Raw genomic sequence first — 21,056 nt, forward strand, 5'->3', positions numbered from 1 at the left:
ATAGCCGCGACTTGTGAAAACTGGCAGGTTAATCGCGTTAACCACTCTTTCCTAAAACGGTTAATCGATTAATCTTAATTCAAAGACGAAGGAGATTACCGATGACCCACACCGTTTACGATAAGTACCCTGAGGTCGCGATTAGCGGATACGATCATGATGCCTGGCAGGGCTGGGAGCCGATTATCGCTACCCTGCGTCAGCGCTTAGCGCAGCAGTCGAAGGCGACGCTTATTGTGGATTGCTACCCTGGCGTTGACCTGAATGAGCTGGAGCGACATCTCTTTCCTCTGTTGACACCCAGCCTGCTTCTGAACGTCGAATCTGCACGTCTGGATAAAACAGCATTACACCATTTGCTGGCACGCAACCTCACCGACGACCGCGTTTTCGGTGTACTTTCCTGCCATCATTTAAATGAGTTTTTTGACTCTCAGAAAATAGAGAATTTACGCGAACAGGCCAGAGAAAATCAGGGGCTGACGATTATTTATGGCCCTGGCGCTGCGCTGGTGCACTCGGGGGATGTGCTGATCTACGCAGACCTGCCAAGATGGGAAATCCAGCAGCGGATGCGCCGTGGCGAGCTGGGAAACTGGGGTGCGGAAAATCGCGATGAAGATATGCTTCGTCGCTATAAACGCGCCTTTTTTATTGAGTGGCGGGTCTTCGACCGACATAAAACACCGCTGCTGCAGCGCGCCGATTTTCTGTTGGATACCACCCAACCCGGCAACCCCGCGATGGTCAGCGGCGAAGCCCTGCGTGCCGGCCTACAACAAACCACGAAACGCCCCTTCCGCGTGATGCCTTTTTTCGACCCCGGCATCTGGGGGGGACAGTGGATGAAGCATCAATTCGATCTCGATCCCACGGCACCAAACTATGCATGGTGTTTTGATTGCGTGCCCGAGGAAAACAGCCTGCTGCTACGTTTTGGTAACGTGCGGATCGAGATCCCCTCTCAGGATCTGATCCTGCTGCAACCTCGTGCGCTGCTGGGCGATCGTGTCCACGCCCGTTTTGGCGCGGAGTTCCCTATTCGTTTCGATTTTCTCGATACCATGCAGGGACAAAATCTGAGTTTTCAGGTGCATCCGCTAACGGAATACATCCAGCAGCAGTTTGGAATGCATTACACCCAGGATGAGAGCTACTACATTCTTGATGCCGAGCCCCATGCGCATGTCTATCTGGGGACAAAAAACGGCATACATCCACAAGCGATGCTGGACGATTTACATGCCGCCGCCAGAGGTGAAAAAGCCTTTGATGACGCTAAGTTCGTCAATCAGTTACCGGCTAAAAAGCACGATCACTTTTTGATTCCCGCAGGCACAGTCCACTGCTCCGGCGCGGGTACGATGGTGCTTGAGATCAGCGCCACCCCTTACATCTTCACCTTCAAACTGTGGGACTGGGGGCGCCTGGGTATGGATGGCCTGCCGCGCCCGGTTCATCTGCAACATGGCGAGCAGGTTATCGACTGGCAGCGTGATACCGACTGGGTCATGCGTAATCTGGTAAATCGGATAGAACCCATCGCACAGGGAGAGCACTGGCGCGAAGAACGAACCGGGCTGCACGAACGGGAATTTATCGAAACGCGTCGTCACTGGTTTACCGGCCCGGTTTCTCACCATACGGGCAGCGGCGTCAACGTGCTGAATCTGGTGGAAGGAGATGAAGCTGTCGTTGAAAGCCCCAGCCAGGCCTTCTCGCCGTTTGTAGTGCGTTACGCGGAAACCTTTATCGTTCCGGCTGACGTAGGCGAATATCGCATTTCGCCCACCCATCGAAGCCAGGGGCAACAGCTCGCCACCATCAAAGCATGGGTAAGGGGGGAGTGATGATCCATTTTATTGTCGCATCACATGGCCCCCTGGCCACCGCGCTACTCGAAAGCAGCCGCATGGTCTATGGCGAACTGCCTCACGTTCAGGCGATAGCCCTAACGGAAGAGCGCGGTATTGAAGGCTTTAAACAGGATTTCGCGCAGGTGCTGCAAAGTGCCGGGCAGGGCGCAAGCGGCGTAGTGGTGCTGTGTGATATGCAAAGCGGTACACCGTGGAATGTGGCCTGCCTGCACAGTTTTTCGCCGCAAACGCAGCCGCCTGTCGCCGTGGTCGCTGGCGTCAATTTCCCTATGCTGCTGCAAACCGACGAGGTGGCGCACTTAGAGGATGCCAACATCGCAGCACAACAGCTAATTGCATTAACCCAACCTACGATTACCCTGGCTACTCTGACCCTGTCAGTGCAGTCGGATGATTTTTAAGGAGCCGATTATGAGTATCTCATTTGTCCGCATAGATGACCGCGTCATCCATGGGCAACTCGTCACCCGCTGGGCAAAAGAGCTGCCTTGTGACGGCATTGTCGCCATTGATGACGCAGTCGCAGCCGACCCCCTGCTCTCGTCCGTGATGAAAGGCGCAGTACCGGATACAAAAGTCTGGCTGTTTAACACCGCGACGGCCATTGAAAAGTTGCCAAAAGTGATCGCCAGCGAGAAGCGTTATTTTGTGATTGGTAAATCCCCGCTCACGCTGCAACGTATCGAACAGGCCGGTATTAGCCTGAAAAACGCCAACGGAAAAATCAACGTTGGCCCGATGAGCGCCCGTGCAAATACCACAACCATCGGCCCGAACCAATCCGTCAACAGCGACGAAATCGCAGCCTTCAACTGGCTAATGGAACAGGGCCATCATATCGAATTTCGTCTGGTTCCCGATGCCAGTTTTTATAGCTGGCAGGATGCCCGGCAAAAACTGAAATAAGGAGCATACGATGATTTTCGAAGCCACACTCATTGGCATACTCTGTTACCTTGGCGCATTAAGTTGCCCCTGGTTACTGGGTCTGACGGGCGGTTGGTATTTGATTACGCGACCGCTGGTATCGGGTCTACTGGTCGGTCTAATCCTGGGGGATGTAAAAACGGGCATTATGATCGGCGTTGCCGTGCAGGCGGTTTATATTGCGATGGTGACGCCCGGCGGCTCAATGCCCGCCGACTTAAACTTTGTCGCTTATCCCGCCATTGCGCTGGGGATCCTTTCAGGGCAAGGGCCGGAGGTTGCGGTAGCGCTGGCGGCAACCATCGGTATTGCCGGGACGATTCTGTTTAATACCATGATGGTCGTCAACTCATTCTGGAACCATCGCGCCGACACCGCCATTGAGCGGGATGATGCGCGCGGCATCTATCTCAACAGTGTGATCTTCCCGCAGGCAACGAACTTCATACTGCGCTTCGTCCCCACCTTTATCGCCGTCTATTTTGGCTCGCAGTACATCAGCGGCTTTATGGAAAGCCTGCCCAATGTGGTGCTCTCCACGATGAACGTGCTGGGCGGCATCCTTCCCGCGGTTGGGATAGCCATTCTGTTAAAACAGATAATCAAAAACTACACCATGTTGATTTACTTCCTGGTCGGCTTCGTGTGCATCGTTTTTCTGAAGCTGAATATGGTGGCGCTGGTGATCGTCGGCGCACTACTGGCGTTGATTCACTACAACTACAAACCTGAAGCTCCGGTCGCGGCAACGCCTGCGGCAAAGGTCGACGATGAGGATGAATTTTGATGGAAGAACGTAAACTCACACGCACGGATTTGCGCCGCTGCTGGCGGGCATGGATGATGCACAACCTCTCGTCGATGAGCTTTGAACGTCTGCAATCTTTTGGCTTCTGCCTGAGTATGCTGCCGGTCGCGAAAAAACTCTATCCCGACCCCGCCGAACGCACCGAAATGTTGCGCCGCCACGCGTCGTTCTACAACACCGAACCGCAGCTTGGCGCAATCGTCAACGGCATGGCGCTGGGTCTGGAGGAGAAAAAAGCCAACGGCGAACCTATTGACGGCGAAACGATCAACACGCTGAAAGTCGGCCTGATGGGGCCAATTGCAGGGATCGGCGACTCCATGATCCCCGGGATGTTAATCCCGATTTTGCTCAGTATCGGCATGGCGCTGGCCGCCGGCGGAAACGTGCTCGGGCCGCTGTTTTATATTGTTGCCTGGCTGGCGATCATTATCCCCGGGTCGTGGTTCCTGTTTCTGAAAGGCTACCAGATGGGTTCCGGTTCGGTGGAGATGCTGGTCAGCAGTAAATCCACACGTCTGCGTGAAGCCCTGTCATTGCTGGGCGTTTTTGTGATGGGCGGCGTCGCGGCAAGTTATGTCAAACTCGGCACCGGGCTGGAGTTCATCACTAAAGACGGGGTAAATATTCATCTTCAACAGATGCTGGATGGCATCTTCCCGCAGCTTCTGCCGCTGATCGTGGTACTGGGTACCTGGTATGTGATGGCAAAACGCGGAGTCTCTCCGGTCAAAGCCATGTTGTTGTTGCTGGTTGTAGCGGCGATTGGCGTGGCAAGTGGCCTGTTTGCCGGGTAAGACGCGCCTGATGGCGCGGCGCTTACCCGACAGGAAGGCTACGGGTGAAAGTTATGCCATAGTCCGGCGGTTTTATCCGGACGCGAGATAAACTGAAAGCGCGCCGGGCAATCAATAAACTGTTGATATACCGGCGCCGCCGTAATACCAAATTCGGTATACTGACGCGGCGTCACCGCCTGTAGTCGCCCGGGAACATAACGGCTGTTATGTTGCCAGACAATCTGCTTTTCCTGCACCAGCGGATACCATGCCAGCCCTTTATATGACCGCACCGCGTCATATTCAAAACCATATTCACGATCGCACCACGCGCCAAAGGTTAAGGGTACCTCGGGATCGGCAGAGATCGTGGCATGCCCCCAGCCCGGCGGCACCAGGACTTTCTCGCCAGGCCCTGCAAGCACGGCGAAACAGCGCCCGGGATCGTCAGCCACATATTCCTGCATATAAATAATGGCCTTACCCTGCCAGATTTCGTAAAGCTCCGGCGGCGACCAACCACTATGCTGGCTGATTTTGTGGATATGCCCCTGGCTACGCACCGGTTCATCGCCTAGCTGTCCTGCAGCATAAGTCACAACCCCAAACAGCAGCATTCGCTTTTGCAACTCTTCGCGATCCTGTATCCGGGCGACATCCATCGCAATGGCGTACACCTCATTCGGCCCCTGACACGCCGGATCTCGCAACGATGCGCGGATCTGATCCAACGTGCGGATCTCCGGCATTGGCCCGGTGACATCCTCGCCATAGCTGAATCCGAGCGGATGATGGGTGATAGACATGTCCAGACCATAATCAGTCATGATGCACCTCCCACCCCTCTGATGAGACCATGACTCGCAGGGCAAAACCGTTAGCCAGCGCGGCATAATCATGCCCCGCCACACCCGGCCATACGGCCAGCGCCGAAAGCACCTCGCCGCCGGTATTAATTAAACGATGAGCGGTAAACCCCGGAATAATGTGAACAGACCCGGTAAAGACCTTTTCCAGCCGCGCTTCGCCTTGTTCATTCTGCAGCAGTAGCAGGCCGTTTCCACGCAGGCCAAAATAGACCTCGCCCTGTTCACGACGTGCGTGAAAATGCCCACGGGTCATAAAATATTCGCCGCCGACACGGCCTGGATAAAGGTGGGTAACGCCAGTGTAGAGTTCACCTTCTGCGGGGGAAGTCGCGAGCATCTCAACGTCATAGATTACCTGTTCGCCAGGCAGTTGCTGACGTGCGGGTTCATCGGCAAAGATGCCAGCGAGATCCCGGAGCCGCGTTGATTTAGATAATAGCGGGCCGTCGGCGAAAGCGCCGCTCGCCCAATCCACTTGTGGTGGCTGAATATCAGGAAGATTCATATGTGTCTCCGGCCCGAGGAGAACAGCACGTTTAGCATAGCGGATTAATCGATTAACCTGACAATTCACTCAGGACATTGTGGGATGTGTCACACTCTAAAATCAAAGTTCTGACCGGGTGGCCAGAACTTTCCGCTAATCGGCCAGCAACGGATTAGTCGCGGTAAAGCGCCCCTGCCGGGAAATGACTTAAAAACCAGGTAACAGCCAACAAATCGGCGCTGCCGCCGGGGCTGAGATGACGGAGAATCAGTTCATCATCAAGCTGTTGCATCGCTTCAATTCCCCCTTTCGCCAGCACACCACCTTCCCATAGCAGTTCCTGCGCCTGCTGCTGGACGTAGTAAAGGCCTTCGAGCCCGCCACGCGCCACCAGATTGGTATCATCATTCCAGGCCATCAGATGCAACAGCGTTTGCAGTAGCGCCAGATTGGTGTCGCCCCACTCTTCCATCACCCGGTTGTACACCGGTAATGCCTGGGTTCGCACGGTGCAAAAACCGCTTTCCGCCTCACCACGTGCACCGGACAAGCCAAACTGCAGAAAATGCGCCTCGCTTTTGCTAAGCCCGCCGCCCTTCGACACGGACAACTCTTTCGCCACCAGATGACGGCAGAAGCGGGCGACAACATCACAAATACGATTTTGTTCAAGCGGCTCTTTTTTAGCGTTCAGACGGCCTATCGCCGCAGACAACAGCCCAAATGCGAAAATTGCGCCACGATGCGTATTTACGCCGCCAGTGACCTGAAGCATATCGCATTCGCAGGCGAGGCCAATCGGCCTCAGCATAGGTAGCACGGCCTGCGCTTCCCCCAATGCCGACTCGAACCCCATACGATAAAAGCGGGTCATCCACGGCACGATAGCTGCGGTGCTTCTTTCAAAGGACGCCAGATCCATGTCTTTGTGTGCACCCGTGTTACGAATATCGACAAGCCCAGGCTTCGGCGTCAGTCGTACCTCCGTCAGTAAGGCGGAACGCACCAGGTTCTCCAGACGCTCTTCAGTAAAAGAGCTGACGGTATCAGCCGTTAATATCTCGCTCATAGTTCTCAATCCTTTGGGTGATTTCATCCAGCAACAGATCCAGCGAATGCGTTCTGGCGCGCGCGCAAACATGGGCATTGTTCTCACAAAGCAGACAACGACGCCCCGGAAGATTAAGCTCCCGTCGCGAAACCGCCACGCCCGCCACATCAATCACGTCAACATCCCACAGGCGCCCCAGAGGATGCGCCTGTTCGAGACCAACCAGCGCCTCTTTCAATGTTAAAGGCGACGCGCAGACCGCCATCATCCATTCCGGCCCACTGTTCGCATCACTCCATAAAAGGCCATCGGTATGCCAGTCATGATGCAGACACAGGGAAAAAACGGCGTCACAGGCTGCATCTGCCACGCTGCGCCACTTTGGGCTGTTTTTCACCGGGCCAGGCGCGACGAGCGTAAAAGAGACGACCGGCTGGTGATAAAGCGCCAGCAGCCTCTGCTGACGTGCAGCGCGCCTGTCGCGCGCCAGCAGCATCTCTTCCAGCGTGACTGGTCGACCGCCCGACAGCAGGTCTGCGCGTCTCATCAGGCTTTAACCTGACGGATAACGTCAATCACCGAGCCATCGCGGTAGCGCACGACGGCAACAACACGATCGATAAATTCAATCGGTTGAGGTTTACCGGTGAGTTGTTCCGCGCGCTGTTGCAGTTGTTCAATGGTCATTAACGGGACGCCTGCGTCGCGCAGATTGTCGATCAGATCCTGACGCGCCGGATTCACCGCAATGCCGTGATCCGTCACCAGCACATCGACGCTGGCGCCCGGTGTGACGGTGGTAAGGACTTTTTCCACCACGCAGGGAATACGCCCGCGCACCAGGGGCGCGGTAATAATCGTGAGATCCGCCCCCGCCGCCGTGTCGCTGTGCCCGCCGGATGCGCCGCGCAGTACGCCATTCGATCCGGTCATGACGTTTACGTTGAAATTCACGTCAATTTCGAGCGCGCTTAGCATCACCACATTCAGGCGTTCGCAGGCCGCCCCTTTTGAACCAGGATTAGCATATTGATTGGTAGAGATTTCGATATGATGCGGGTTCTGCGCCAGAGAACGGGCTGCATCGCCATCAAAAGATTGGGTATCCAGCAGCGCTTTAATCAGCCCTTTCTCATGTAGATCGACCATGGTGCCGGTGATCCCGCCCAGACCAAAACTGGCGGTAATATTCTGACGGCGCATTTTGTCTTCAAGGAAACGCGATACCGCCAGCGATGCCCCGCCCGTACCGGTCTGCAATGAGAAGCCATCTTTAAAATAGCCTGAATGCTCAATGATTTTGGCGGCCTCACGGGCAATCAACAGCTCGCGCGGGTTGCTGGACAAGCGAATCGCGCCTGCCGTGATCTTCGCAGGATCGCCAACCTCATCAACCTGGACGATAAAATCCACCTGATCCTGCGCAATGCTGGCCGGGTAGTTCGGATAACTCACCCACTCTTCGGTCAGCAGAACCACGCATTTGGCGTATTCGGCATCCACTTTCGCATAGCCCAACGAACCGCAGCGAGACTTGCCACTGAAACCATTGGCATTACCAAATTCATCACAGCACGGCACACCGAGGAAGGCGACATCGATATTCAGCTCGCCGCTCTGAATCAGTTTTACGCGGCCGCCGTGAGAGTGGATCTGCACCGGGTTTTCCATCAAACCGGCGGAGATCTCTTCGCCCAGTTTGCCACGCAGCCCGGAGGTATAAATCTGCCGCAGGACACCGTTTTTAATGTGTTCGATAAGCGGCCAGTGGGCGTCAATCAGGGAACTGGAAGCCAGGGTCAGATCGCGAAATCCCATTTCGGCCAGTTTTTCCATCACCATATTGACGACCTTATCGCCGCCGCGGAACGCATGGTGGAAGGAGATCGTCATACCATTCTTAAGCCCGGAACGGCGGATCGCCTCTTCGAGTGAATCACAAATCTTACGCTGGCGTTTCTGGGTTTCACTCGCCAGCCAGGGGCTGTTGGTTGTCACCCCTTCGTAGGGCTGTAATCCTTCCGGTACGACATATTGCTGCTTCAGCATTGCTACAGTCTCTTTCATGGTTTCTTCCTTAATCACGAATACCGGAAGCCGACAGAGCCACCACTTTTCGTGCATGGTCGATAATCGGGCCGTCAATCATTTTGCCGTTGAGCGAGACGACGCCCAGCCCACGAGACTCAGCCTCTTCTGCGGCGGCAATCACTTCGAATGCGTGGTCAACTTCTTTGCGCGTCGGTGAATAGGCCTGATGAAGAAGCTCGATCTGACGTGGGTTCACCAACGATTTACCGTTAAATCCAAGCCCTTTCGCCAGTTGCACTTCTTTCAGGAACCCTTCTTCGTCGTTAATATCCGACCAGACGACGTCATAAGCGGCAATGCCCGCGACACGCGCCGCATGCAGCACGGCACAGCGGGCATAGAACAGCTCCGTACCATCGCCACGGCTGGTTCCCATATCCATCACATAATCGAAGGCCGCCAGCGCAATCGCGACCATACGCGGGCTGGAGGTCGCAATCTCGACGGCGTTTACCACCCCTCTCGCTGATTCAATCGCCGCCATCAGTTTGGTACTGCCCACTTCGCGCCCGCACTCGCGTTCGATGCGCGCAACCTGCGCTTCCAGCTCCAGCACATCATCTTTGCTATCGGTTTTCGGCAGGCGAACGATATTTGCCCCGCCACGTACCACCGCTTCCAAATCGGCCAAACCAAATGGCGTGTTCAACGGGTTAATGCGCACGACTCTTTCCACATCCTGGTAGAAAGGGTGCTGCAGAGCATGGTGAACAAGCAGACGGGCGGTATCTTTCTCGCGTAGCGACACGGCATCTTCGAGATCAAACATCACTGCATCCGCACCGTACACGAACGAGGTGCTCAACATGGCCGCATTCGCGCCGGGAATAAACAACATACTGCGACGAGGTCTCATAACGCACTCCATTGAATTTCCGTTTTCTCTGCCGCACGCAGCGCCGCCGCCTGCACCCTGGCCCGCAAAATACACTCCAGCGCGCCTTTGTCATCGATGCTGACCTGAGCGCGTTCGACGCCAAGTTTCGCCAGCGTTTCCCGCACCACCTGCTCAATCGCTGTGCCGAATTGCTGTTTTACCAGGCTCTCCAGCTCCAGCCGGATCCCTGGCTCCGAGGAGGGGCCAATCCTGATCATCACATCGCTGGATTCCAGCGTGCCTGCCAGGGCATCTTTAATGATTTCCATAAGTTATGTTCCTTGTTAACGGTATTACGTCATACTGTTTCAGTGTGTTCGGCGGCAAGGTGCTGTAAAAACGCCAGGGTGCCGCCAGGGACAAGCGCACGTATGGCCTGCCAGTCGCGTTCGGCGTACAGTTTTCTGACGCGAGAAGCGGAAACGGGGGCGCCGAGTTTCTCCATACGCGGCAACTCGACCACCTCGATGGCAGGGCTATGACTATTCGGGGCGCTCAGAATATTGTGCATCCGCTGGTTATAAGCGCGGGTCAGGGGGCAAAACGGTTCATTACCGACAAAACGATGGGTTATCCCCAACGCCGGAGCCAGATGCTCGCGGAAAAGTTGCAGATCAATCTGGCTGTGGCAGTCGTCCACCACGCCTTTTTCTTTGAGGAAGTAGCCCGGGAATGTTGCCCGGGAGATCAGATATGCCGAACCCGGGTGCAGGGTGACATTGTCAATACCGGCAATCCCTTGTTCGATCAGCGCCCAACGGTCGGTATAGGAAAAAAATGATGCATCTTCTTTGACGACAAACAGATGCAGCCAGTCACAACGGGCGGCCGCTTGCTCCACTAAATAACGATGGCCCAGCGTGAACGGATTGGCATTCATCACGATAGCGCCAATTGTTTTTCCCGGTTGGCGATAGAGCGCCAGTTGACGACAGTAACGCGACAGGCGCTCGCTGCTGTTCTCCATCAATACCACCAGCTCGCCCGCCTGCGCAATTGGCCAGAACCCGGCACCAGAAAATAGCTGTCGATTTTCCGGTTTAGTGAACAGGAAAAGCTCGCTACGATTTAACTCATAGGCGAGCGTCAGCAGTTCGGTCAGCAGCTTCAGGCTAAGACCTTCTCCCTGTAGCGCAGGAGATACGGCGATACTTTTCAGTACATTACCAGCAATCGCGCCGCAACCCACGACCTCACCCTGCCACTCTGCGCACACCGCGATTTCACAATCGGCTTCCAGAGAAAGCCCTGCATTCCGCAGGAAGGCAGCCACCCGCTCGCGACGCTCGGCTTCTTTTTGCAGGTAAATACGCTTAAATATCAGGTTCACTCTATTCTGCATCCGTAAGCAATTAACGCCGCCTATTTCGCCAGTGTTTATATTATCCGTCTGCAATAGACTTCACATTTTTCCCCCTGCCTTTATTGTGTTTATGGTTTTTATGTTTTTAATTACCTGAGAAAAATAAAAACAATTAAATTAATTAAAAACACCACCATTCAGTGAAGATAGTCACATCTCGCCGTTAACAGATTTTATTAATATGCGCCGACATTGTTATCTATCACCACACAGGACAATATTTATGACCAACATGACCCAGGCTCCGGCAACGGAGAAAAAGGGCATTAGCGATTTACTGGGATTTAAAATCTTTGGTATGTCGGTACCGCTCTATGGCTTCGCGTTGATAACGCTTTTACTTTCTCACTTTTATAATGCATTACCCACTGATTTGGTCGGTGGCTTTGCGATCATGTTTATTATTGGCGCCATTTTTGGAGAAATCGGTAAACGCCTGCCAATTTTCAACAAATATATTGGCGGCGCGCCGGTAATGATATTCCTGGTTGCCGCTTACTTTGTCTATGCAGGCATATTTACCCAGAAAGAAATCGATGCAATCAGCAACGTTATGGATAAGAGTAACTTCCTTAACCTGTTTATTGCCGTGCTGATTACTGGCGCGATCCTTTCGGTAAACCGTAAATTACTGTTGAAATCACTGCTGGGTTATATCCCGACAATCCTGACAGGGATCCTCGGCGCAGCTATTTTCGGTATCGCAATTGGCCTGTGCTTCGGCATCCCGGTCGATCGCATCATGATGCTCTACGTGTTGCCAATTATGGGCGGCGGTAATGGCGCAGGCGCGGTACCACTGTCCGAAATTTATCATTCTGTCACTGGCCGTTCTCGTGAAGAGTACTACTCTACCGCCATCGCTATTTTGACCATTGCGAATATCTTTGCGATCGTTTTCGCTGCGCTGCTGGATATTGTCGGCAAAAAATACACCTGGCTCAGCGGTGAAGGGGAATTAGTCCGTAAAGCGTCTTTTAAAACAGAAGATGATGAAAAAGCGGGTCAGATTACCCATCGTGAAACGGCGGTAGGCCTGGTTTTATCCACCACCTGCTTCCTGCTGGCCTATGTTATCGCCAAGAAAATTCTGCCAAGCATTGGCGGCGTATCTATTCACTATTTCGCCTGGATGGTACTGATTGTCGCGGCGCTGAACGCATCCGGCCTATGCTCACCAGAAATTAAAGCCGGTGCGAAACGTCTGTCTGACTTCTTCTCTAAACAGCTTCTGTGGGTACTGATGGTTGGGGTTGGCGTTTGCTACACCGATCTGCAGGAAATTATTGATGCCCTGACATTTGCCAACGTGGTCATCGCCGCGATTATCGTCGTCGGCGCGGTAGTGGGCGCAGCCGTTGGGGGCTGGTTGATCGGCTTCTATCCTATTGAATCCTCCATTACTGCAGGCCTCTGCATGGCAAACCGCGGCGGCTCCGGCGACCTGGAAGTGTTGTCCGCCTGTAACCGTATGAACCTTATTTCTTACGCACAAATCTCCTCCCGTCTGGGCGGCGGTATTGTGCTGGTTATCGCCAGCATCGTGTTCAGCATGATGGTGTAATAAAAACGCACGGCGGTGTAGTTGCTACAGACGACCAGGTGAAACGTAGAGGCCAGAGCCGGGGGCGGCCGAGGGAAATCCACTCTACGACTCCTTAGCCGGATCCACCTGGAAGGTTGTAGTCAACTGCATCGCTGTGCCTCTGCTCTGGAAAATCATTCATGACTGATGCCGCTTTACTGGGTGAAGGCTTCACCCTGATGTTCCTCGGTATGGGCTTTGTGCTGACCTTTCTGCTTTTGCTCATTTTTGCTATTCGCGGTATGTCCGCCGCCATTAGCCGTTTTTTCCCCGAACCGATTCCTGTTGCGCCGCGTGTCGCGCCCGTTGTGGATGACTTTACGCGCTTAAAGCCCGTGATCGCAGCAGCGATTCACCATCATCGTTTCAAAAACTAATTCCCAGAGGAATGTATGACCATTGCTATTACCGATGTCGTCCTGCGCGACGCCCACCAGTCTCTGTTCGCTACCCGTTTGCGTCTTGATGACATGTTGCCGATTGCCGCCGCACTTGATGAAGTGGGCTACTGGTCGCTGGAGTGCTGGGGCGGGGCAACCTTTGACGCCTGCATCCGTTTCCTCGGAGAAGACCCCTGGGTGCGCCTGCGCGAGCTGAAAAAAGCGATGCCGAAAACGCCATTGCAGATGCTGCTGCGCGGGCAGAACCTGCTTGGCTACCGTCACTATGCCGACGACGTGGTTGAGCGCTTTGTCGAGCGCGCGGTGAAAAATGGGATGGACGTGTTCCGCGTCTTTGATGCCATGAACGACCCACGCAATATGAAAGCCGCGCTACAGGCGGTACGCAGCCACGGCGCGCATGCGCAGGGTACGCTCTCCTACACCACCAGCCCGGTACATACCTTACAGACCTGGCTCGACCTAACCGAACAACTGCTGGAAACCGGCGTTGATTCCATTGCCATTAAGGATATGTCCGGCATCCTCACCCCCGTCACCGCTTTTGAGCTGGTCAGCGAAATCAAAAAACGCTACGACGTGAGGCTGCATCTGCACTGCCACGCTACCACCGGTATGGCAGAGATGGCGCTGCTGAAAGCCATTGAAGCGGGTATCGATGGCGTCGATACCGCTATCTCTTCGATGAGCGCCACCTACGGCCACCCGGCGACTGAAGCGCTGGTCGCGACGCTCGCCGGAACTAAGCAGGATACCGGGCTGGATATCCTTAAACTGGAAAATATTGCAGCGTACTTCCGCGAGGTGCGGAAAAAATATCACGCCTTTGAAGGCCAGCTTAAAGGTTACGACAGCCGCATCCTGGTAGCCCAGGTGCCGGGCGGAATGCTTACCAACCTCGAAAGCCAGCTTAAACAGCAGAATGCCGCCCATCGTCTTGATGAGGTACTGGCGGAGATCCCGCGTGTGCGTGAAGACCTGGGCTTTATCCCGCTGGTGACGCCAACGTCGCAGATTGTCGGCACCCAGGCTGTGCTTAACGTGCTGACTGGCGAGCGCTATAAAACCATCGCCAAAGAGACGGCGGGGATCCTGAAAGGTGAATACGGCCACACCCCGGCGCCAGTGAACACCGTGCTGCAGGCTAAAGTTCTCGACGGCGCGCAGGCCATCACCTGTCGCCCGGCGGATTTACTGAAGCCGGAACTGGCACAACTGGAAGCGGATATCACACGTCAGGCGCAGGAAAAAGGCATCACCCTTGCCGACAATGCCATTGACGATGTGCTGACCGTGGCCCTGTTCCCGCAGCCGGGCATGAAATTCCTCGAAAACCGCAATAACCCGGCCGCCTTTGAGCCGCGCCCGGAAGTGGAAACCGCGAAACCTGCCGCGGCGGTGAGCGCGCCGAAAGCGGCCACCTCCGGTATCTACACCGTGGAAGTGGAAGGCAAAGCCTTTGTGGTGAAAGTGAGCGATGGCGGCGACATCAGCCAGGTTGCCCCAACGACAGCAGCCCCCGTGGCCGCCCCGGCTCCGGCTGGCGCAGGGACGCCGGTTGCCGCGCCGCTGGCGGGCAATATCTGGAAAGTTATCGCGACAGAAGGTCAGGCCGTGGCGGAAGGCGATGTACTGCTGATTCTGGAAGCCATGAAAATGGAAACCGAGATCCGCGCGGCACAGGCCGGAACCGTCCGCAGTATCACGGTGAAAGCCGGGGATGCCGTTGCCCCGGGTGATACCCTGATGACGCTGGCGTAAGGAACGGAAGAAATGGAAAGTCTGAACGCCCTGATTCAGGGGATGGGGCTGATGCACCTTGGTGCGGGGCAGGCCATCATGCTGCTGGTTAGCCTGCTGCTACTGTGGCTGGCGATAGCGAAGAAGTTCGAACCGCTGTTGCTGCTACCGATTGGCTTTGGTGGGCTGCTGTCGAATATTCCGGAAGCGGGTCTGGCACTGACCGCGCTGGAAAGCCTGCTGGCGCATCATGACGCCGGGCACCTGGCCATAATTGCCGCGAAGCTCAACTGCGCACCGGATGTCCACGCTATTAAAGACGCTCTGGCGCTGGCGTTGCCGTCGGTTCAAAACCAGATGGAAACACTGGCAGTGGACATGGGCTACACCCCGGGCGTACTGGCGCTGTTCTATAAAGTGGCGATTGGCTCGGGCGTCGCACCGCTGGTCATCTTTATGGGTGTCGGCGCGATGACCGACTTCGGCCCGCTGTTGGCAAACCCGCGCACCCTGCTGCTCGGGGCGGCGGCGCAGTTCGGCATTTTCGCCACCGTACTGGGGGCGTTGACGCTGAACTACTTTGGTTTCATCTCGTTCACCCTGCCGCAGGCGGCGGCGATAGGCATCATTGGCGGCGCAGATGGCCCAACGGCAATTTATCTGTCGAGCAAACTGGCACCGGAACTTCTGGGGGCAATCGCCGTAGCGGCGTACTCCTATATGGCGCTGGTACCGCTGATTCAGCCACCGATCATGAAGGCGCTGACGACGGAGAAAGAGCGGAAAATCCGCATGGTGCAACTGCGCACTATCAGCAAACGGGAAAAAATTCTGTTCCCTGTGGTGCTGTTATTGCTGGTGGCGCTGCTGCTGCCGGATGCCGCACCGCTGCTGGGGATGTTCTGTTTCGGCAACCTGATGCGTGAAAGCGGCGTAGTGGAACGCCTGAGCGACACAGTACAGAACGGTCTGATTAATATCGTCACTATCTTCCTTGGCCTGTCTGTCGGGGCGAAGCTGGTAGCGGATAAGTTTCTGCAGCCGCAGACGCTCGGCATTCTGCTGCTGGGAGTGATTGCGTTTGGTATCGGTACAGCCGCCGGCGTATTGATGGCTAAATTACTGAATAAAGTCAGTAAGGTTCCTATCAACCCGCTCATTGGTTCCGCAGGGGTTTCCGCCGTGCCAATGGCGGCGCGAGTCTCCAACAAGGTGGGTCTGGAAGCCGACGCGCAGAACTTCCTGCTAATGCACGCGATGGGGCCGAACGTGGCTGGCGTGATTGGCTCGGCCATTGCCGCAGGTGTAATGCTGAAATATGTAATGGCGATGTAATATCAAAGGGGATATGCGCTGCATATCCCCTTTCCAGCTAAATGTTTTCTGAAAAACAGAGGATTATGAACTGGCTCAGGAACCAAACTCGCTGGATACCTGAGAATCCTCTTTTTAATTTTTACATACCGATATGTTTATCAGAAAAATAACACTGTGGTTTTCACGGCGGTCGTTTCAAAATCGAATATTTCTGCTGATTTTATTTACATCAACGATCGTTATGCTCGCGATGTCCTGGTATGTCACCGATATTGCAAAAGATCGCCTCCACTACCAGGTTGGGCAACGCGCATTGATTCAGGCCATGCAAATTTCCGCAATGCCTGAACTTGTTGACGCTGTAAAACATAACGACCTCAAACGGATCAAATCGCTGATTGATCCCATGCGCTCGTTCTCCGATGCCACCTACATTACCGTGGGTGATGAAAACGGACGCCGCTTATATCACGTTAACCCTGATGAAATTGGGAAATTTATGGAGGGTGGCGACAGCGAAAATGCCCTTCTGAACGCCCAAAGTTATGTCTCTGTGCGCAAAGGCTCACTGGGCTCATCGCTACGCGGAAAATCACCGATTCAGGATAGCACCGGTAAAGTCATCGGCATCGTTTCCGTCGGGTATACCATTGAACAACTGGAAAACTGGCTCAATCTGCAAATCGGCTCGTTAATGTTTCCTATGGCCGTTTTATTGCTCATCCTGCTCTACTGCGCGCGTCGGTTTTCTCTGCATATAAAAAAACAGATGCTCAATATGGAACCTCAACAACTCTCGCAGTTGCTGATCCAACAGAGCGTCCTGTTCGAGTCGGTCTTTGAAGGTCTTATCGCTATCGACTCCCTTTACCGTATCACCGCAATCAACCAAACCGCGCGCCGTATGCTCAATCTTAGTCAGCCTGAGTCTGAGCTTATTGGTAATAATATCGACAGCGTCGTCTCACCAAAGGCGTTTTTTTATGATGCGACGCAGAAAAATAAAAAGGACGAAATTGTGACTTTCAACGATACGAAAGTCATTGCCAGCCGTATGGCGGTGATCCTGAATAATCAGGCTCAGGGATGGGTGATTAGCTTTCGCAGCAAAGATGATATTAATACCCTTAGCCTGCAACTGAGCCAGGTGCAACAATATGCCGATAACCTGCGCGCCGTGCAGCACGAACACCGCAACCTGATTTCCACCATCGCGGGGCTGTTGTTTTTAAAGCGCTATGACAACGCCCTGGCGCTGATTCAGCAACAGTCAGAAAGCCACCAGAAAGTACTGGATTTTATTTCACGGGCTTTCAGAGATAGCCACCTCGCAGGGTTGCTGATCGGCAAATATTATCGCGCTAAAGAGCTGGGGCTGGAGCTTGTTTTCGATCCCGCCTGCTATGTGGATGCCACACTGCCCAGCGCATTGTCCTCCAGCGAATGGATCTCAATCGTCGGTAATTTGCTGGACAATGCCTATAACGCCACGCTGCGCCATTCTGGCGGCTCACGGCAAATTGAATGCCTGATCAACAGTGAAGGAAATGAAGTGATCATCGAGATCGCCGATCAGGGGTGCGGGATTGACGCCTCCCTTCGCGATCGTATTTTTGAACGTGGCGTGACCAGCAGCAACAGCGGCGATCACGGCATTGGGCTATGGCTGGTGCGCAGCTATGTTGAGCAAGCGGGTGGTAATATCATCGTCGAAGATAATATCCCCTTTGGCACCATTTTTACTCTTTATATTCCCCTAAGCAGAGATGAACATCATGGATAGCATCACTACCCTTATCGTGGAAGACGAGCCTATGCTGGCGGAAATTCTGGTAGATACCATCAAACAATTCCCCCAGTTCAGGGTAACGGGCATTGCGGATAAACTGGAAAGCGCCAAAAAACAGCTTCGCCTCTACCAACCACAGCTCATTTTGCTGGATAATTTTCTGCCCGATGGCAAAGGGCTCGATCTGATTCGTCACGCTATGAGCACCAACTACCAGGGACGCATTATTTTCATCACTGCTGATAACCACATGGATACCATCGGTGAGGCGCTGCGTTTAGGGGTTTTCGATTATCTGATTAAGCCCGTGCACTATCAACGATTGCAGCATACGCTGGAGCGTTTTGCCCGCTATCGCAGTTCGCTGCGATCCAGCGAACAGGCCAGCCAAACCCATGTGGATGCCCTTTTTAATATTCAGGCGCGCGAACAAACCGAGCCCGACAGTGCGCTGCCGCGCGGCATCGATGAAAATACCTTTAACCGTATGCTGCAACTCTTTTCCGCACCTGACGTTGTTCATACCGCTGATTCACTGGCTCGCATTCTCGGCTGTAGTAAAACCACCGCACGTCGTTATCTTGAGCAGGGTGTGAGGAATGATTTACTCGAAGCGGAAATCAGCTATGGCAAAGTAGGCAGGCCGGAACGCATTTACCACGCTTATGCTGAATCAAAATGAAGAGCGTAAGCGCATAAAAAACGGGATGACATGTCATCCCGTTTTTTATTCTCAGCAACAGCGCCGTTAATGGGCGTCTTTATGCAATTGCTTACGGTTGTAATTAATCAGGCTGCCCGCTTTAATGATTTCTCGCTCCGTGGGCGTTAAGGCTTCCATGTACAGTGAAATTGGTTTGACAGAACCATTACTGCCAATCACCCAGGCGGTGATATCGCTGACGTCAGTATCCAGCGCTGATTTTATTCCCGGTATATAGATAAAATCACCCACCTCAAAATCAGGCATCTCCTTCATCTGTAGCGGTAACATTCCCCAGTTAATCACATTCGAGCGATAACGTTTCGTGGCGTACTCCTGTGCAATATTGGCAAGGCCACCGATAACACGCTGACAGCTTGCAGCCTGCTCTCGCGCAGACCCATCGCCCGGTTTTACCGCATAGACCATACTGCCAATTTCCGTTTGCTGTATGCTGACGTTCTCCTGTCCTGGCAGTTGGCGGATCTGAGCGAAAACAGTCTCCAGTTCAGGGTTCAGGCTGTAGAGGTCGCCGCCTGCCACGCGCTGCTGTTCCAGCGTCGAAATGGCTTTGCTGCGCCCCACATAACCAGGATCGCGTCGCGAAAGCGTGAACTCTGCCAGCCCTAACGGGTTTGAGCGAAACGAGGACGTTTCCCCGGAAGGAATGAGTTCATCAGTCGTCGTGACCGGATCCATTATCTTCGACGTTACATTCAACAGAATGTTGTCCATTAATTCGCTCATCTCCGGCCAGTCTTTAATGTTCGGCCCATAGATCAACGGCTTCTGGGTGACACCCTTAACAAACCCCTGATAGACGCGGTTTTTATACGCAGACACATTAAATTCATATTCCGGAATAGCGCCCCAACAATCGAGTTCGGCTGCCGATGTCAGTAATCCTCCATTCACAGCCGTCGCGGCGATTGACCGGGCATCCATCAATGCCACAGCAGACATTTGGCCATTTCCTGGTTTGGAACCTTCGCGATTCGGGAAATTACGTGTCGTGTGGCGAATACTTAACCCATTATGCATCGGCGTATCGCCCGCACCGAAACAAGGGCCGCAAAACGCAGTACGAATAATCGCGCCAGCGCTCATTAAATCGTTCATCACCCCTTTTTTTGTTAAATCCATCATGACCGGTTGCGACGAGGGATAAACAGAAAGTGAGAAAATATTATCGCCGCAGGAGTGATGTTTCAGGGCGTTAGCCGCCTCTATCACATTGACGTAGTTACCACCGGAACAGCCGGCAATAATCCCCTGCTGCACTCGTAACCGGCCGTTCTCAATTTTGTCCAGTAAGGAGAGTTTTGCCCGTCCCAGAGAAATTTTTTCAGACTCAATCTCAACTTCACGCAGAATATCCGATAAATTTGCGTTGAGCGTATCAATTTCATAAACGTTCGCCGGATGGAACGGCAAAGCAATCATCGGTTTAATACAGCTTAAATCGACCTCAATACAGCCATCATAATAAGCCATATCTTTCGCCGACAGCGGCACATAATCTTTTTCTCTGCCATGTACCTGCAAATACTTTCTTGTATCTTCATCTGTTTGCCAGATAGAAGACATGCAGGTGGTTTCCGTCGTCATCACGTCGATGCTGTTTCTGAAATCCGTAGACATGCTGGCCACACCGGGCCCGACAAACTCCATGATTTTATTCTTAACATAGCCACGCTTAAATACGGCCCCAATGATCGCCAGGGCAATGTCGTGAGGCCCAACGCCAGGTGCGGGTTTCCCGGTCAAATAAACGGCAACCACATCGGGATAATCAATATCCCAGGTATCCCCCAGTAATTGTTTTACCAGTTCGCCCCCACCTTCGCCAACCGCCATCGTCCCCAGCGCGCCATAGCGTGTATGGCTATCCGAGCCGAGGATCATTTTCCCGCCGCCAGCCATCATCTCACGCATATATTGATGGATAACTGAGATATGCGGGGGAACATAAATTCCACCATACTTTTGCGCAGATGATAAACCAAAAATATGATCATCACTGTTAATGGTGCCACCAACTGCGCATAATGAATTGTGACAGTTGGTCAGAACATAGGGTAAAGGAAATCGCTCCATCCCGGATGCTTTCGCCGTTTGAATAATCCCCACAAAGGTAAGGTCGTGTGAGGTCATTGAGTCAAATTTGATTTTTAACTTATCTTCATTTCCCGATGTATTATGCGATGACAATATCGACCAGGAAATCGTCCCTTTACGCGCATCTCGTTTATTCATCGATGGCGAACTTTTATCCTCGGGAATTATGCCATGCTCATGCGAGAGATAAATCCCCTGCTCATACAATTTTATCATAGTATGTATCCTTACAAACAATATTGAACTGACTCACTATCAGGAATGCTGTTCTCCG

General features: G+C 53.6%; 20 protein-coding genes. 11 read left to right on the forward strand and 9 right to left on the reverse strand.

The window, feature by feature from the left end; translation table 11 throughout:
* Nucleotides 1-101 precede the first annotated feature (101 nt).
* Genes VSR74_RS09740 through VSR74_RS09760 form a run of 5 tightly spaced genes read left to right on the forward strand, consistent with a single transcriptional unit; the run spans nt 102 to nt 4,409 of the window.
* A complete protein-coding gene (locus VSR74_RS09740; protein ID WP_347794542.1) occupies nt 102-1,850 on the forward strand; it encodes a class I mannose-6-phosphate isomerase in 1,749 nt (582 codons plus the stop codon).
* Nucleotides 1,850-2,278, forward strand: coding sequence for a PTS sugar transporter subunit IIA (locus VSR74_RS09745; protein WP_347794543.1), 429 nt, complete (start codon nt 1,850-1,852; stop codon nt 2,276-2,278). Before VSR74_RS09740 ends, VSR74_RS09745 begins: the two co-directional genes overlap by 1 nt.
* A 10-nt stretch (nt 2,279-2,288) precedes the next feature.
* Nucleotides 2,289-2,783 carry a PTS system mannose/fructose/N-acetylgalactosamine-transporter subunit IIB gene (locus VSR74_RS09750; protein WP_347794544.1) on the forward strand — a complete coding sequence of 165 codons (495 nt, stop codon included), beginning with the start codon at nt 2,289-2,291 and terminating at the stop codon, nt 2,781-2,783.
* A 10-nt stretch (nt 2,784-2,793) separates the two neighbouring features.
* Nucleotides 2,794-3,591: a PTS mannose/fructose/sorbose/N-acetylgalactosamine transporter subunit IIC gene (locus VSR74_RS09755; RefSeq protein ID WP_347794545.1), complete on the forward strand. Its 798-nt coding sequence runs from the start codon at nt 2,794-2,796 to the stop codon at nt 3,589-3,591.
* Complete coding sequence (locus VSR74_RS09760; RefSeq protein ID WP_347794546.1) at nt 3,591-4,409, forward strand: PTS system mannose/fructose/sorbose family transporter subunit IID; 819 nt, start codon at nt 3,591-3,593, stop codon at nt 4,407-4,409. The genes VSR74_RS09755 and VSR74_RS09760 overlap by 1 nt, the downstream gene beginning before the upstream one ends.
* 38 nt (nt 4,410-4,447) lie before the next feature.
* On the opposite strand, the gene VSR74_RS09765 is transcribed toward VSR74_RS09760, so the two are convergent.
* The 8 genes from VSR74_RS09765 to citC all read right to left on the reverse strand — a co-directional run bounded on the left by VSR74_RS09765 (nt 4,448) and on the right by citC (nt 11,108).
* Nucleotides 4,448-5,218 (reverse strand): glucose-6-phosphate isomerase family protein, encoded by a 771-nt coding sequence (locus VSR74_RS09765; RefSeq protein ID WP_347794547.1) that lies wholly within the window; start codon nt 5,216-5,218, stop codon nt 4,448-4,450.
* The gene (locus tag VSR74_RS09770; RefSeq protein ID WP_347794548.1) at nt 5,211-5,765 is read right to left on the reverse strand and encodes a glucose-6-phosphate isomerase family protein; all 555 of its coding nucleotides are present in this window, start codon (nt 5,763-5,765) and stop codon (nt 5,211-5,213) included. The genes VSR74_RS09765 and VSR74_RS09770 overlap by 8 nt, the downstream gene beginning before the upstream one ends.
* A gap of 154 nt (nt 5,766-5,919) precedes the next feature.
* The gene (gene citG / locus VSR74_RS09775) at nt 5,920-6,816 is read right to left on the reverse strand and encodes a triphosphoribosyl-dephospho-CoA synthase CitG (protein ID WP_347794549.1); all 897 of its coding nucleotides are present in this window, start codon (nt 6,814-6,816) and stop codon (nt 5,920-5,922) included.
* Entirely contained in the window at nt 6,794-7,345 is a 552-nt protein-coding gene (gene citX, locus VSR74_RS09780; RefSeq protein ID WP_347794550.1) for a citrate lyase holo-[acyl-carrier protein] synthase, read from the reverse strand. The genes citG and citX overlap by 23 nt, the downstream gene beginning before the upstream one ends.
* Nucleotides 7,345-8,865 (reverse strand): citrate lyase subunit alpha, encoded by a 1,521-nt coding sequence (gene citF / locus VSR74_RS09785; RefSeq protein WP_347794551.1) that lies wholly within the window; start codon nt 8,863-8,865, stop codon nt 7,345-7,347. Before citF ends, citX begins: the two co-directional genes overlap by 1 nt.
* Before the next feature lie 10 nt (nt 8,866-8,875).
* Nucleotides 8,876-9,745, reverse strand: a complete 870-nt coding sequence (gene citE / locus VSR74_RS09790) for a citrate (pro-3S)-lyase subunit beta (RefSeq protein WP_347794552.1) — start codon at nt 9,743-9,745, stop codon at nt 8,876-8,878.
* A complete protein-coding gene (gene citD, locus VSR74_RS09795; RefSeq protein WP_347794553.1) occupies nt 9,742-10,035 on the reverse strand; it encodes a citrate lyase acyl carrier protein in 294 nt (97 codons plus the stop codon). Before citD ends, citE begins: the two co-directional genes overlap by 4 nt.
* A 29-nt stretch (nt 10,036-10,064) precedes the next feature.
* Nucleotides 10,065-11,108, reverse strand: a complete 1,044-nt coding sequence (gene citC / locus VSR74_RS09800; RefSeq protein WP_347794554.1) for a [citrate (pro-3S)-lyase] ligase — start codon at nt 11,106-11,108, stop codon at nt 10,065-10,067.
* Between the two features lie 244 nt (nt 11,109-11,352).
* Here citC and citS point away from each other — a divergent pair, with 244 nt between their 5' ends.
* From citS to citB, 6 genes are all read left to right on the forward strand, one after another.
* Entirely contained in the window at nt 11,353-12,693 is a 1,341-nt protein-coding gene (gene citS, locus VSR74_RS09805; RefSeq protein ID WP_347794555.1) for a citrate/sodium symporter CitS, read from the forward strand.
* Between the two features lie 161 nt (nt 12,694-12,854).
* A complete protein-coding gene (locus tag VSR74_RS09810) occupies nt 12,855-13,091 on the forward strand; it encodes an oxaloacetate decarboxylase subunit gamma (RefSeq protein WP_347794556.1) in 237 nt (78 codons plus the stop codon).
* A 15-nt stretch (nt 13,092-13,106) separates the two neighbouring features.
* A complete protein-coding gene (gene oadA / locus VSR74_RS09815) occupies nt 13,107-14,876 on the forward strand; it encodes a sodium-extruding oxaloacetate decarboxylase subunit alpha (RefSeq protein WP_347794557.1) in 1,770 nt (589 codons plus the stop codon).
* Between the two features lie 12 nt (nt 14,877-14,888).
* Nucleotides 14,889-16,190 (forward strand): oxalacetate decarboxylase subunit beta, encoded by a 1,302-nt coding sequence (locus tag VSR74_RS09820; RefSeq protein ID WP_347794558.1) that lies wholly within the window; start codon nt 14,889-14,891, stop codon nt 16,188-16,190.
* Nucleotides 16,191-16,323: 133 nt separating this feature from the next.
* On the forward strand, nt 16,324-17,955 hold the full coding sequence (gene citA, locus VSR74_RS09825; RefSeq protein ID WP_347794559.1) for a citrate sensor histidine kinase CitA: 1,632 nt from the start codon (nt 16,324-16,326) through the stop codon (nt 17,953-17,955).
* The gene (citB, locus tag VSR74_RS09830; protein WP_347794560.1) at nt 17,948-18,643 is read left to right on the forward strand and encodes a citrate response regulator transcription factor CitB; all 696 of its coding nucleotides are present in this window, start codon (nt 17,948-17,950) and stop codon (nt 18,641-18,643) included. Before citA ends, citB begins: the two co-directional genes overlap by 8 nt.
* 66 nt (nt 18,644-18,709) lie before the next feature.
* Here citB and VSR74_RS09835 read toward each other — a convergent pair whose 3' ends face one another.
* Nucleotides 18,710-20,998, reverse strand: coding sequence for a hydratase (locus VSR74_RS09835; RefSeq protein WP_347794561.1), 2,289 nt, complete (start codon nt 20,996-20,998; stop codon nt 18,710-18,712).
* Nucleotides 20,999-21,056 lie beyond the last annotated feature (58 nt).

Source organism: Pseudocitrobacter cyperus (assembly GCF_039889165.1).
Classification (GTDB): domain Bacteria; phylum Pseudomonadota; class Gammaproteobacteria; order Enterobacterales; family Enterobacteriaceae; genus Pseudocitrobacter; species Pseudocitrobacter cyperus.